Origin of the sequence: Rhodococcus sp. T7 (assembly GCF_009872365.1) — a bacterium.
Classification (GTDB): Bacteria; Actinomycetota; Actinomycetes; order Mycobacteriales; family Mycobacteriaceae; genus Rhodococcus_F.
The window spans coordinates 14,924-29,047 of sequence record NZ_WXYH01000339.1; the positions used below are offsets into that span (position 1 = coordinate 14,924).

General features: G+C 67.4%; 10 protein-coding genes. 1 reads left to right on the top strand and 9 read right to left on the bottom strand.

Going from position 1 to position 14,124, the window contains the following annotated elements; translation table 11 throughout:
* Positions 1 to 77 precede the first annotated feature (77 nt).
* The 8 genes from MLGJGCBP_RS31420 to glf form a co-directional block, all read right to left on the bottom strand.
* Positions 78 to 1,964, bottom strand: a complete 1,887-nt coding sequence (locus MLGJGCBP_RS31420; RefSeq protein ID WP_087561248.1) for an alpha/beta hydrolase-fold protein — start codon at positions 1,962 to 1,964, stop codon at positions 78 to 80.
* 131 nt (positions 1,965 to 2,095) lie between these two features.
* Complete coding sequence (locus tag MLGJGCBP_RS31425; RefSeq protein WP_087561210.1) at positions 2,096 to 3,091, bottom strand: alpha/beta hydrolase; 996 nt, start codon at positions 3,089 to 3,091, stop codon at positions 2,096 to 2,098.
* A gap of 293 nt (positions 3,092 to 3,384) precedes the next feature.
* Positions 3,385 to 4,395: an alpha/beta hydrolase gene (locus MLGJGCBP_RS31430; RefSeq protein WP_160100517.1), complete on the bottom strand. Its 1,011-nt coding sequence runs from the start codon at positions 4,393 to 4,395 to the stop codon at positions 3,385 to 3,387.
* Between the two features lie 337 nt (positions 4,396 to 4,732).
* Entirely contained in the window at positions 4,733 to 6,652 is a 1,920-nt protein-coding gene (gene zomB, locus MLGJGCBP_RS31435; protein ID WP_160100553.1) for a flagellar motor control protein ZomB, read from the bottom strand.
* A 1-nt stretch (position 6,653) separates the two neighbouring features.
* Complete coding sequence (locus tag MLGJGCBP_RS31440; RefSeq protein WP_072938605.1) at positions 6,654 to 7,559, bottom strand: decaprenyl-phosphate phosphoribosyltransferase; 906 nt, start codon at positions 7,557 to 7,559, stop codon at positions 6,654 to 6,656.
* Positions 7,556 to 8,074: a phosphatase PAP2 family protein gene (locus tag MLGJGCBP_RS31445; RefSeq protein WP_087561207.1), complete on the bottom strand. Its 519-nt coding sequence runs from the start codon at positions 8,072 to 8,074 to the stop codon at positions 7,556 to 7,558. Before MLGJGCBP_RS31445 ends, MLGJGCBP_RS31440 begins: the two co-directional genes overlap by 4 nt.
* Positions 8,055 to 9,971 carry a glycosyltransferase gene (locus tag MLGJGCBP_RS31450; RefSeq protein ID WP_087561206.1) on the bottom strand — a complete coding sequence of 639 codons (1,917 nt, stop codon included), beginning with the start codon at positions 9,969 to 9,971 and terminating at the stop codon, positions 8,055 to 8,057. The genes MLGJGCBP_RS31445 and MLGJGCBP_RS31450 overlap by 20 nt, the downstream gene beginning before the upstream one ends.
* Positions 9,968 to 11,185 carry a UDP-galactopyranose mutase gene (gene glf / locus MLGJGCBP_RS31455; protein WP_087561247.1) on the bottom strand — a complete coding sequence of 406 codons (1,218 nt, stop codon included), beginning with the start codon at positions 11,183 to 11,185 and terminating at the stop codon, positions 9,968 to 9,970. Before glf ends, MLGJGCBP_RS31450 begins: the two co-directional genes overlap by 4 nt.
* A gap of 147 nt (positions 11,186 to 11,332) precedes the next feature.
* Here glf and MLGJGCBP_RS31460 point away from each other — a divergent pair, with 147 nt between their 5' ends.
* On the top strand, positions 11,333 to 12,457 hold the full coding sequence (locus tag MLGJGCBP_RS31460) for a glycosyltransferase (RefSeq protein ID WP_160100519.1): 1,125 nt from the start codon (positions 11,333 to 11,335) through the stop codon (positions 12,455 to 12,457).
* 10 nt (positions 12,458 to 12,467) lie between these two features.
* Here the strand turns inward: MLGJGCBP_RS31460 and MLGJGCBP_RS31465 are convergent, their stop codons facing one another.
* Positions 12,468 to 14,042 carry a SpoIID/LytB domain-containing protein gene (locus MLGJGCBP_RS31465; protein WP_160100521.1) on the bottom strand — a complete coding sequence of 525 codons (1,575 nt, stop codon included), beginning with the start codon at positions 14,040 to 14,042 and terminating at the stop codon, positions 12,468 to 12,470.
* Between the last annotated feature and the right edge of the window lie 82 nt (positions 14,043 to 14,124).

Consider the following 14,124-nt stretch of genomic DNA (forward strand, 5'->3'; position numbering starts at 1 on the left):
CGCAGTTCGGGCGGAAACCTGGTCCGCCGGACCCGGCCCCGCCCGCTGCGTGTGAGATTTCTAGTGCGGTCCGGCCATCAGTGAATCTCGGCCTTGTTGTCGATCACTGTGACGAATCCGGTCTGGAAGTTCTGCTGGACGCCACCGGGAATGGCGAATTTGTCGCTGATCGGGAAGCCGAGGCGGCCACCCTCGTAGCCTGCGCTCTTCCAGGCGTCGAAGATCGGCCCGTTCTCGACGGCCCAGGCGCCCGACAGCGGACTCCAGTAGATGTTGCCGCCCTCGAACTGGTTGAACCGGCCGCCGTCCTTGACGGGGATCTCGCTGGTCTTCGGGAATCCGAGCCAGCCGCCCTCGTAACCGAGTTCGGCGTATTTGCCCATGATCATTCCCTGCACGCGGTGGGTGCCGTTGGCAGGACTGAAGTACATGGCGCCGATCTCGAAGCCCTGCACCGCGCCGTCCTTGCCGGGCGTGGGAACTTCCTCGGCCACCGGGTATCCGAGCGGTCCGGACTCCCAGCCCTGCCGTGCCCACTCGTCACGGATCGCGCCGCGGACGGCGTGCGCCCCGGTCTGCGGCGACCAGTAGACGGACCCGTGCTCGAAGTGGTTGAAGCGACCGCGTCCGTCGGGGGTGGCCAATTCGGGCGTCGTCGGGTAGCCGAGCGGCCCGCCGGGACCGCCGGTCGCCTGGTAGACGCCGCCGATGGCACCGGCCACCGGCTGTGCGCCGGTGTCGGACTTGGCGAAGATCCGGCCGTTGCGGAAGTCCTGGACCGTTCCGCCCGCGAGGCTGTATTCGGGGGTCAGGCAGTCGCCGATCCACGGGTTCGCGCCGGCGACACCGGCGATGGAGCCACCGGTGGTGCACACCGGCTTCTCGGGTTCGACATTGACGGCGCTCGCGAGCTGCGGCCACAGCTGGTGCAGTTCGAACTGCCAGTACGGCCACGAGTGCGTGCCGGACGGCCGGTAGTTGACCTGGGCGGGGATGCCCAGCTTGTTGAGTTTGGTCGCGAACGTCTGGGACGTCAGTCGCGAGAGGATCTCGAGTCCCATGCCCGCGTAATTGGTGCTGACGCCCGGGATTCCGGACGGCTGGTCGTACGGGCCCGTGGTGCCGCTGCCGCTGGAGATGTACAGGCTGACGCCCTTGAGCTTGTCGGCCAGCAGGTACGGGTCGTGTTCCTCCCACGCGGAACTGGTCGGGGGACCCCACATCGCGTCCGCGTCGAATCCGCCTGCGTCGCTCATCGCGTAGGCGACGGCCTGCGGCATGCCGAGGGCCGTTGTGGTGAGCATGCCCGACAGCGACGCGGCGAACTTGAAGAATCCCTGGTTGCGGGCCGCGAGGAACATCGCGGACGTGCCGCCCATCGACAGTCCGACGACGCCACGTGTCTGCGTGGTGCGCCAGTCACTTTCGAGGATCGGGGGCAGTTCCTTCGTGAGGAACGTCTCCCACTGGTAGTTCTGGCCGTTGTCCTGGGCCACCCAGTCGGAGTAGAAGCTGGACTGGCCGCCGACCGGGAGGACGACGTTGATGTTCTTGTCCGCGAAGAACGATTCGGCGTCGGTCTCGAGCGTCCAGCCGTTCTCGTTGTCCTGCGCGCGGAGGCCGTCGAGCATGTAGACGGACGGGAACTTCTCCGTCGGCTTCGAGTTCCAGTCCCGCGCCAGCAGCATCTGCACCTGGATCGGCACACCCATCGACGGAGAGTTGATCCAGATCGCCACGCGACGGTCGGTGAGCCAGTCGACGTGATGGATCGTCGCGCCGCCCGGGGCCTGAGTGGCCACCGGAGCCTGCGCGGCGACGGGCGCAGCCGAGACGGTGGCGGTCTGGGTGAACCCGACCGCCACCGGCACCACGAGCACAGCGGCAAGCGAGGCGAGCGCGCGCCTTCGAACGTTTCCGGTCGACGAACGCTGACGTTCTGCCCTGAACAGGCCTACTCGCATGACGTTCACTCTCTCTCTGCGCGTCGAGGCCAACACGGAGCACGGCCTCGCGTTCCGGTTCTTTCTACACGCAAACAACTGACGAGTGGGAGTGCCGCGCTGTTACAGCTGGTGCAATTGTTACTTCCGAGCTACCCGATCGTGTTGCCGAGGTCGCCTGCCAGATCGTGGATCTGCTGCTGCCAGTAGCGCCACGTGTGGATGCCGCGCGGCGGGAAGCTGTAGGTGACGTTCTTCGCGCCGAGGGTCGCCATCTTGACCTGGAAGGCACGGGTGTTCGCCAGCGACAGCGCCTCGAGGCTCGCACCGGTGGTCGCGTTGAACACGTCCATGGGTCCGGTCGGTGCGGCTCCGCCGGGGGCGGGGATGCCGTTGGCAGCCGACACCCACAGGCGGGTGTTGTTGTCGCGAAGCTTGTTCGCGAAGACGAACGGGTCGTTGCGCAGCCACGCCGGGTTCCACGGCGGGCCCCACATGGCGTCGACGTTGTAGCGGCCGGCGTCGAGCATCGCGATGCGGATCGCCTCACGCATGCCGGGAGCCGAGATGTTCAGGTAACCGGACAGCGAGCCGGCGTAGTTGAACTGCTCCGGGTGGTAGGCGGCGAGCGTCAGGGCGGCGCTGCCACCCATCGACAGGCCGATGACACCGTTGCGGGTGGGCTGGAAGCCGAGGCGGTTCGCCAGTGCGTCGCGCAGTTCCTCGGTGAGGAACGTCTCCCACTTGTACGGGGTCTTCTGCCCGTTGAGGTTCGAGTTCGACAACCAGTCGGAGTAGAAGCTGGACTGCCCGCCGACCGGCTGGACGACGTTGATGTTCTGCGAGGCGAGGAACGGGCCCGCGTCGGTGTTGACTTCCCAGCCGCTCAGGTCGTCCTGCGCGCGCAGACCGTCGAGCAGGTAGACGACACGGTTGGTGTTGCCGTCAGCGGCCCGCCAGATGCGGCTCTTGATCGGACCCATGGAGGAGTCGACCCAGAAGTCCTGCGCTGCGGGGTCGAAGGCTGCGGATGCGGTTGCGCCGCCGCCCACCATGGTCACGCCCAGTGGCAGTGCGACCGCCAGAGCAATTGCGGCGGCGGTACGCCTGGCCCATCCGCTTGTTCTCGTCGAACCCCCAACTCGCATGAACTCGTCTTCCCTCCGCTTGATGCGTCTCGCGCCGCGGCCGCGGCAACCTCTTGACAACTCTCGTGAAAATCTCACGTACAGACGCCACCCGCGCAGCGCTCGCTGCGCGGGTGGCGTCTCGACGGGATCACCTTACTGACAAAGGGACCCGTTGTGCACTCCCGGGGGGAACGGATTTCGAGGTTTTCCTCTCACCCTCCGATCCCGGACGCAGCACTTTTCAGAACGCACGAGCGCCGCCCCGCCGGTGAGGCGGGGCGGCATTCGCCACGAACGTGGTGGCGTCTAGATCACCAGGCGCCGAGCGTGTCCAGGATCTGGCCGCGAGCCTTCCACAGCTCCGAACCCCAGTACGGCCACGAGTGCGTGCCGTTGGCGGGGAAGTCGAAGGTGGCCGGCACACCGAGGCTGGCCAGACGCACCTGGAAGGCGCGGGTGTTGGCCAGGGCGAGGGCCTCGAGGCCCATGCCGTTCGCGGTGTTGTAGTAGTCGATCGGCGCACGCGGGTGGTCGAATTCACCGGGCAGACCGCTGGCAGCCGAGATGAACATCGACAGGCCGTTCAGGCGCGGGGCGAACACGAACGGGTCGTTGCGCAGCCACGCCGGGTTCCACGGCGGGCCCCACATCGAGTCGACGTTGAAGCGGCCGGCGTCGAGCATCGCGACGCGGATCGCCTCACGCATGCCGGGAGCCGAGATGTTCAGGTAGCCGGACAGCGAACCGGCGAACTTGAACTGGTCACGGTGGTACGCGGCGAGCGTCAGAGCGGCGCTGCCACCCATCGACAGGCCGAGGACGGCGTTGTTGGTGCGCGAGACACCGTAATTGGCCAGGAAGTCGGGCAGTTCCTGGGTCAGGAACGTCTCCCACTTGTAGGTGACGGGCTGACCGTTGAAGTTGCTCGCCGAGTACCAGTCCGAGTAGAAGCTGGACTCGCCGCCGACGGGCATGACGAGCGTCACGTTGTCGTTGCGGTACTGGTCGAACGCGTTGGTCTCGAAACTCCATGCGTTGCGGTCGTTGCGGGCCCGCAGTCCGTCGAGCAGGTACAGCGCGGAGCTACCGCCGCGGGCCGCCCACTGGACCTGGACCTTGATCGGTCCCATGGAAGAGGGAACCCACAGTTCCTCGTAGCCACCGGCCGGCGCGGTCTTGGCGGGCCCCGCGTGCGTCGGTGCTGCTGCAGCAACGGCTCCACCAGCGATTCCTGCGCCTACAGGCAGTACCAGTGCGACGGCACCGATGGCCATCGCACGCTGCTTGAGGCGCTGAGACAACCTCGGTCTGGCAAAACGCATGAATACTGCTCACTCTCTTCGTCTGCGGACTCCGCCAACTGGGCGGCTCCGGCGGATTCCGTCGGGGAACAGGCGACCTGCCGGCCCCGGCGCGAGGCCGGGTCGGCAGCGGACCTCTTCCAAGTCACACTGCGCTTGGTGGACTGTATGTCACACGAACTTCCCTGACAAACGCTCGCGGAGCGCTTTTCGGGGAACTTCCAGACCACCGTCACGATGACTCATCATCGACGTACATCGTCGCCGACAGTTCCAGCGTTACACAAACGAGATCTGATGTTCCGACATCGAGATCTGCCCGGGACGCCCCGGTGACACAGGCCCCGCCCGGTACGCCCTATTTGGCCGGTTCCGGGAACGGCGGCTCGAGATTGCACCGCTGAATTTCATATGCGGGAACGCGCTCGATTCGATAACTCGCGAAATGCAGCGCATCCTTGAAATTCTGTTTGAAACGCGGCCACGTCAGTTCCGAGCGGTACGACGTCAGCAGGTCCTGCGTCTCCGGACAGGTGAGCGCGACCCGCGCCTCCGTCACCCATTCCTCGTCGAGGAATCCGGGCATCCAGGGGTGCTTGTCGATCATTCCGGTGTCCACCACGACCCAGTCGGGGTAGAGGGCTTTGTCGTGCCCGATACGGCCGTCGTCCAGCCGCTCGGTGTGCGCCGCAAGCGGGTACGCCAGACCCATCTGGTCCAGCACCCGCACGTCGAGGCCGACGTTCATGCTCGTCATGCCGAGGTTCAGGAAGTACACGGTGTGGCCTGCGCCGTCCTCCGGGATCGGAAGGGGCGGTGGAACGACGAACCAGTAGGTGTAGTCGGCGGACGGGATCAGCAAGCCGCCGTCGGGGGTGTCCGCGATGGTCTGGACCATGGCGCGCATCCGCGGGTAGTCCAGGTAGTCGTCCGCGCGAATCGGGTGCGCATGACCGGTGTTGAGAACGTAGAACGCGCGTTCGTCGACAATTCCGGAACGTCCTATTACGACACCTTCCGGCATTCCCGTCGTGTTCGAGGCGAAAAACGCCCACACGACCGTGCCGGCCCACAGGAAAGCCATTGCCAGGAAAATCGACGATTCCCTGTTACGGCCCCATGATGCGCGGTCCGGAATTCGCACCGGAATTACCGCGACGGGCACGATGAAACAGAACAGAACGGGCAGAAGGACGCGGCCGTGCATGAAGTCGCCACCGACGCGCAACGAGTACAGACCGAGGATCAGGCCGCTCGCGAGGACGAAGACGACGACGGCATTCTGCGTGCGCAGCCATCCGCGCAGGCGCGTCAGCCGATTCCCCTCGGTGTGACGAACACCATGCTCGATGTCCTTGTCCCGGCCGCGCCAGGCGATCACGGCGCCGGCGAGCAGGAAGACCAGCGGCAGCCACAGCAGGTACGGGCCGAGCAGGTTCCACAGGTAGGCGAAACCCTGCGACCACTTCGCGCCGCCCGCGTCCTTCGACACCGCGGTGTTGGGGTACGGGAGGGCGTAGTAGCCCATCCGCCAGATCTGGTAGCCCACCGGGACGATGCCGGCGACGAACACCATCGCCACCCGCACCACCCACGTGAGGCCGGGCGCCAGGAAAATCATGGCCAGCGACAGCACACCCAGGATCGCCAGTTCGGGGCGCACGAGCGGGCCCATGCCGGCGATGAACGCGAGCGTCAGCACCGAGGTGGTGGACGGGGTGGCCGCCTGACTCCACCGGACCAGCAGCAGCCAGAGCAACGCGATCCAGAAGATGACGAGGCAGCTTTCGAGGCCCGACGTCGCGAAGTCGCGGGCCGGGGGCACCGCGATGTAGACGAGCACACCGGCGGGCATCAGGAACAGCGTGCCGCCGCCGGCGAAGGATCCACCGCGGTACAGCCGCGCGGTGCCGAACATGGCGAGCACGATCGCCGCCGTGGACAGAATCAGCGCGATCGTCAGTACCACGTATTCGAGCCGGGCCTGGGACAGCCAGCTGAACGCGTAGACGATGTACGTCCACGCGGTACTGGTGTTGGCCTCGACCCGCTCGCCCGAGTTGAAGACCGGACCGTTGCCCGCGAGCAGGTTCCGGACCGTGCGCAGCACGATCAGACCGTCGTCGGCAATCCATCGCCGTTCCCAGGCACCCCAGAACATCAGGAGAGCCGAGATGGCCACACCCCCGAGGAAGACCACCCTCGAGAGGATGGCCTTCCGGTGGCGTTCGGTGGTCCGCTCCGCGGCGGCGCCCGATTCCTCGGCGTCGCCTACCAAGTCAGACGAGGTAGACAGCGACACCCACCACTCCGATCCAGGCAATCGCGAGAAGTTGGAGCACGCGGTCGCCCAGCGCGATCTCCTCGGGCTCCCCCGCCTCGCCGCCGTCGACGTCCACGGCATAACGCAGGATCGCGATCGTGAACGGCACCATGGAGATGGCGTACCAGTTGGTGCCCTTCAGGTCGTCCTGCTGGAACGCCCACAGTCCGTAGCAGAGCACGACCGCGGTGGCGCTCAGCGTCCAGACGAACCGCAGGTACGTGGTGGTGTAGTTCTCGAGGGACTTGCGGATCTTCGCGCCGGTGCGCTCGGCGAGCTGCAGTTCGGCGTACCGCTTACCGGCCGCCATGAACAGCGAACCGAATGCCATGACGAGCAGGAACCACTGCGACAGCGCGATCTCGGCGGCCACACCGCCGGCGATGGCGCGCAGCAGGAACCCGGACGAGACGATGCAGATGTCGAGGACGGCCTGGTGTTTGAGGCCGAAGCAGTACGCCAGCTGAATGCCGATGTAGACGGCCATCACGACCGCGAGCTGCCAGTTCGCGAGGAACGACAGGGCGATCGAACCGCCGAGCAGCACGACGGCCATCGCGAACGCCAGGTTGACGGGCAGCACACCGGCCGCGATGGGGCGGAATCGCTTGGTGGGGTGCGCGCGGTCCGCTTCGACGTCCATCGCGTCGTTGACGAGGTAGATGCCGGACGCTGCCATGCAGAACACCACGAAGGCGAGCGCAACGGGAAGCAGGACGGCGGATTCCGTCGCCGTGCCCGCGGCGACGGGAGCTGCGAGGACCAGGACGTTCTTGACCCACTGACGCGGGCGGACGGCCTTGACGATGCCCGCCGCCAGGGATGTCGGGGGTCCGGTGACGACAGCCGGTTCCTCGCTCATTTTTCTCCAAACTTCTGCTCGGCCTTCAGCACCGCGACCGCGGAGGCGGCCCCCAGGGCAGATCCGGCGAGCACATCGGTCGGGTAGTGCACTCCCAGAACGAGCCGGGAAAGCAGCATCGGCGGTACCAACAACGCAGGCAAGGGTAGCCCGGTGAGTCGGCCGAGCAGCACGGCAGCCGCTGTGGTGGATGTCGCATGCGAAGAAGGGAAGCTCAATTTGCTGGGCGTCGACACGTTGACCTGGATCGACGGGTCGGTCGGCCGCGGGCGGCGGACGATGCGTTTGATCACGATCGAGGCGGCGTGGGCGCCGACGGCACCCACTGCGACGCCCGCCCACTGCCGGCGACGGGGCTTGTCGAGCGCCGCGCCGATGCCGGCGACGGCCACCCACCCGAGGGCGTGCTCACCGAAGTGCGACATTCCCCGTGCGGTCGAGACGACGCCGGGACGGCTCGCGATCGTCGACTGGACGGTCTGCAGGATCTGGATCTCACTGGATGCCGAAGACACGTTCCCACCTCTCCTTACTGGTCAGGGCAGGAACGGCGTCCTGGTACTCGCGCTTGAGTTCGGGGAATCGCTGGGCCAGTTCGCGGCGCAGCCGGATCGCTTCCTTCAGCAGCGCGAGCGCAAGCTTGGGGTTGCGCTTGCGGTAGACGACTCCACGGCCGTCCGCGGTGGTGACGGTGACACCGTCCACCTGGGACAGCAGGAACCACCGCGCGTCGAGGGTGGGCACGTTGAGCTGGGGACGCTCGTGGTGTTCCTCGTGGGCCGGCTTGACGTTGTGGACGAGGCCCTTGCCGAGTCGCACGATCTTCGCGAGCGGGTTGCGGGGCTCACCGACGGCGCCGACCTCGGCGCCCGAGGGCAGCGGCAGGTCCGTCGACGACGGCACGACCACGGCGTCCGGGTACTCCTTGCGCATCGCGTGGACGTTGCCGAGCGCGGTGGGAAGCAGTTCGAAGATGTGCTCGGGGCCCTGCAGGAAGTCGGCGATGGCCTGGTTCTGGATCGCGACCGTCGAGTATTCGAGGCACAGCAGGTGCTTGATCGTGGCCTTGACCGTGTTGATCACGAGGCCGCGGCCGTTGCCGGGCATGTGCAGCGACGCGACGACGAGACGGTTCCGCAAGTGGAAGTACGCCTGCCAGTCGATGGCGTCGTCCTTGTCGCTCCACGCCATGTGCCAGATCGCGGCACCGGGCATGGTGACGGTCGGGTAGCCGGCGGCGCGGGCGCGCAGGCCGTACTCCGCGTCGTCCCATTTGATGAACAGCGGCAGCGGCTGACCCAGTTCCTCCGCGGCCTGCCGCGGGATCATGCACATCCACCAGCCGTTGTAGTCGACGTCGATGCGGCGGTGCAGCAGGCGGGAGTTCTCGCGGTCGCTCAGCGGGTAGCGGGAGAAGTCGTGGTCGTACTCGACGTTCGGGGCGGCCGTCCACATGAAGATGCTGCGGTCGACGACCTCGCCCATCGAGTGCAGGTGGCTGCGCTCCTGGAGGTTCAGCATCTGCCCGCCGACGAGCATCGGCGACTTCGCGAACCGGGACATGGCGAGCGCGCGGAGGATCGAGTCGGGCTCGATCTCGATGTCGTCGTCCATGAACAGGATGTGCTGGCAGTCCGTGGTCTTCAGCGCCTCGTACATGATGCGGCTGTAGCCGCCGGACCCGCCGAGGTTCGCCTGGTCGTGCATCGCCAGCCGGTCGCCGAGCGCCTCCGCGGCCTCCGTGAAGCCCGGCTCGTCCTTGACCTTGCGAGTGCCCTGGTCCGGGATGATGACGGCCTTGACGACGTCCATGACGAGCTCGTCGGACGCCAGCGCCGTCAGCGCCTTGACGCAGTCGGTGGGCCGGTTGAACGTGGGGATGCCGACGGCGACGGTGGCCTCACCGGGGGCGTCGACCGGCGCGTACCAGCCGGCGCTCTCCAGCACGACCTCGGTGTCGCTGGTGATGTCGAACCAGATCCAGCCACCGTCCTCGAACGGCGCCAACTCGATCTCGAACTCGAGGGAGGCGTCGCCATCCTGGAACTCGCGCCCCTCGACGTGGATGCGCGACGAGTCGGCCTTCGACCGGTACACGTCGATGCGGCAGTGCCCCGACAGCTCGAGCCGCAGCACTACGGAGTTCAGCGTGCTCCACCGGCGCCAGTAGCTGGCCGGGAACGCGTTGAAGTAGGTACAGAACGACGCCTCGGACTCGGCACCGACCGACAGCGACGTCCGCGACAGCGAATGCGCGCGGCGGCTGTTGGTCTTCGCCTCCTCCAGGTAGAGGGTGCGCACGTCCAGCGGCTCACCGGCGCGCGGCAGGATCACCCGCTGCAGCAGCGACTTGCCGAGAAGCGGCGCGTCCTCGGTGACCTTCTCCGATTCGAGCAGATGCCGGGCGCTCATTCGGCCTCCCCCACGAGGTCCGCACCGGATTCGAAGTGCGGACGCAGGGAGTTGTCGAACATCGACAGCGCGCTGGCGATCGCCATGTGCATGTCCAGGTACTGGTAGGTGCCGAGACGGCCGCCGAACAAGACCCTGTTCGCGGACATCTCCTCCTTCGCGCGGTCGCGGTAGGCGGCGAGCATCGCGCGGTCGTCCGGGGTGTTGATCGGGTAGTACGGCTCGTCCTTGCTCTCCGCGAACCGGGAGAACTCCCGCATGATGACCGTCTTGTCCTTCGGGTAGTCCCGCTCCGGGTGGAAGTGGCGGAACTCGTGGATCCGAGTGAAGGGCACGTCGGCGTCGTTGTAGTTCATGACCGGCGTTCCCTGGAAGTCACCGGTCTCGAGCACCTCGGTCTCGAAGTCGAGGGTGCGCCAGCCCAGCTCGCCCTCGGAGTAGTCGAAGTAGCGGTCGAGGGGGCCCGTGTAGACGACGGGGGCGTCCGGGCTCTCGGCGCGCAGGTCGTCGCGGACGTCGAACCAGTCGGTCTCGAGCCGGACCTCGATCTTCGGGTCCTTCGCCATGTTCTCGAGCCACGCGGTGTAGCCGTCGACGGGCAGGCCCTCGTACGTGTCGTTGAAGTAGCGGTTGTCGAACGTGTACCGCACCGGGAGGCGGGTGATGTTGCCCGCGGGCAGATTCTTCGGATCCGTCTGCCACTGCTTGGCGGTGTAGTCGCGCACGAACGCCTCGTACAGCGGCCGGCCGATCAGGGAGATCGCCTTCTCCTCCAGGTTCGACGCCTCCTTGGAGTCGATCTCGGAAGACTGTTCGGCGATCAGCTTCCGCGCCTCGTCCGGGGTGAAGTAGCGCCCGAAGAACTGCGACACCAGACCCAGCCCCATCGGGAACTGGTACGCCTGCCCCTTGTGCAGCGCGAACACCCGGTGCTGGTAGTTCGTGAATTCGGTGAACTGGGTGACGTAGTCCCACACCCTCTTGTTCGAGGTGTGGAACAGGTGCGCTCCGTACTTGTGGATCTCGATGCCGGTCTCGGGCTCGGCCTCCGAATAGGCGTTTCCGCCCAGGTGATGACGGCGGTCGAGCACCAGCACACGCTTACCCAGCTGTGTTGCTGCACGCTCGGCGACGGTCAGTCCGAAAAATCCGGAGCCGACGACGATGAGGTCGTACCGGCCAGGGGCGGTTGTCTCTGGGGTTGCAGCGGTCACGATGAACCAGGGTAAGCGACTCCGCGACCTGTGCGCGGCCAAGGGGTGCAGGGACCCCTTCGGCACGCACGAGGAGTTCTCCCTGTATTCACCGGTTTTGCAGACCTCGTTGTTCCCGCCGACGCGGCGATCGCGCTTCATGAGCGGGTGCGCATCGTCCAGCTGGCGAACTTCTACGGACCGCGGTCGGGTGGGCTCCGCACCGCCCTCCACAACTGGGGCCAGGGGTACGTCGGACGCGGACACGAGGTGATCCTCGTCGTCCCAGGTCAGCGGGACTGTGAGGAGCTGCTGCCGAGCGGGGTCCTGCGGATCACCCGGTCCGCCCCGACCATCCCGTGGACCGGCGGTTATCGCGTCGTCGATCCGCGCCGGGTGGCCGACGTCGTCACCGGTCTCGGACCGGACGTCCTGGAGGTGTCCGACCGGCTGACGCTGCGCGGTTTCGGGGCCTGGGCCCGGGCCCGCGGAGTACGCAGTGTCGTCGTGTCACACGAGCGCCTCGACCGGTTGCTCGGCCAGTTCGCTCCGCGGCGCGTGGCCCGCGACTGGGCCGACGTCGCGAACCGCCGGATGGCGCGCAACTACGACGCCGTCGTCTGCACGACGGACTTCGCGAGCGAGGAGTTCACCCGGATCGGGGCCCCCAACCTGCACCGGGTCCCGCTCGGTGTCGACCTCGCGATGTTCCACCCCGGCAAACACGACCAGGTGATGCGCGACTCCTTCGCCGATCCGGCGCAGCGTTTCCTTCTGCACTGCGGCCGGTTGTCGGTGGAGAAGCAGGTGGAGCGGAGCATCGACGCCGTCCGGCTGTTGCGGCGGCAGGGGCACGACGCCCGGCTCGTCATCGCCGGCGACGGCCCCCGGCGCGACGCGCTGCAGTACCGGGCCCGGGGGCTTCCCGTGCACTTCACCGGGTTCATCAGCGACAAGGGCCGCCTGGCGTCGCTGTTCGCGTCGGCGGACGTGTCGCTGGCGCCCGGACCGCACGAGACGTTCTGCCTGTCGGCGCTCGAGTCGCTGGCGGCGGGCACCCCGGTAGTCGCGTCACAGTCGTCGGCTCTCGCCGAGATCATCACACCCGGCTGCGGCGCCCTGGCCCGGGACCGGGGCCCGGCGTTCGCCGAAGCCGTGAGCGGCATCCTCGAGATTCCCTCGCGCACCCGCCGGGCGTCGGCCCGGCGGCGAGCCGAGGACTTCGGCTGGGCCGAGTCCGTCGACGGGATGCTCGCGGTGCTCGAGGGATCCGCTCCTCTGTCTTCGGTCTAGCGTGTTCGGCCTAGCTGCCGCCGGTCGGGAGCCACTCGCGGAGCACGCTGGCGTCGATCACCTGCGCTCCCAGTTTCTTCGTCCAGATGATGGTTCCGTTGGTGAACATCCGGAACTTGCCCGCCTCCGACGGCAGCATCATCTCGGGACCGATCGGCGCGCCGAGTGTGCTGTTCACGCCGCCGAGTTCCTTGTACTTCTCGGCGATCGGCGAACCCTCGGTGGTGCCGACGGTGTCCTCGCCCGCGGAGGCGAGGATGGACGGATCGGGTTCACCGGGGACGGCAGGCGGCGCCGGCACCGCGAGTCCGTCACCGAGCGTGAACCAGTCGGACTTGAGCTTCAGCTTCGCCCTCGCCTCGGTGCCGGTCGCCTCGGCGGTCCCCGACGTTCCGACCACCTTCACACCGGTGACGCGTCCGCCGTCGACCCCGAAGTTGTTGCGCGTGACCACCTCGAACGATTCGAGTTCGCCGACGTTGAACGCGGACGCGATGTCGCCCGCGGTGAGGGTCACCACCCAGTCGTGGTTCGGCGACACCGTGTCGCCCTGGTCCTCGACGGCCGGGAACTCGCCACCCGCGGTGTATCCGCCTGTGGACGAGGAGAATTCGGCAGCGACGGGCTTGTTGTCCTTGGTCAGGATCATGCCCTTGGTGGAGCGGACGGCGTCCGTGGTCCGCGGGTCCTCCTTCGCGGAACCGCCGTAGACCTGGCAGCTCTGGGTGTCGCAGGTCTTCGCGTACTCTTCCCGGTTCTCGGCGGCGGCGTAGGAGCGGGCGGCGACGGCCTGCGCCCGAAGCGCCTCGGCCCCACCGGTGTCGGCCCAGCCGGCCTTCGCCTCGGCGGGCACCACACCCAGCAGGTAGTCGTCCATGTCGACGACGTTGACGGTGCGCACGGCGGCGCCGTCGAGCGCGACCCCGAGGGCGCCGCGGTAGGGGGTGTCACCGGCGCACAGCTTGAGGTGTTCGTTCGCGGGACGGTCCGGGGCGAGGTCGATCGGGTCGACCCACGGGTGGTCGGTGGCGTCCTGCCACAGGACGTCGCCGGCACATCCGCGGGTGACGACGACGTTGGCGCCGCCGTCCGAGGTCGGCGTGAGATGGACGGCCTCACCCGGTCCGACGGGCTTGCCGGCGACGACGGCGCCGGCGTCCGAGTAGACGTCGAGCGGCTGGTCGTCACGCGCCTGCAGCCGGACGCTGATCTGCGCGTCGGCGAGGGTGCCGAGCGTGGTGCCGCCGTAGTAGTGGCCGAGGATGCGCTCGGCCGCCCACCCCTGATCCTTCGCGTATCCGTAGGCACCCCACTGGCCCATCCCGCGACCGTGGCCGTTGCCGTGCCCGGACAGCGTGAAGGGCGTGTCGGAGGCGACGGTTTCCCGGACGTCCTGCCCGGAAGAGCGCACCTGCAGGACCACGCCGGTGACGGCGCCGACGACGAGGACGGGTGCGATGCCGAGTGCCGACGTGCGCAGAAGCTTGGCCCTGAACCCGCGCGGGGCGGGAGGTCCCGCGATGTACCGCCTCCTGCGAGTCCAGGCAGGTCTACCTGCACGAACCCCGAATTCGGTCTTCGCCATCACTGCACTCCTCATCGCTGAACAACGAGCGCCGAGACGGGGCGTGCACCTCGTCTCAGCGGGTCCGAGAAATTCGGGATAA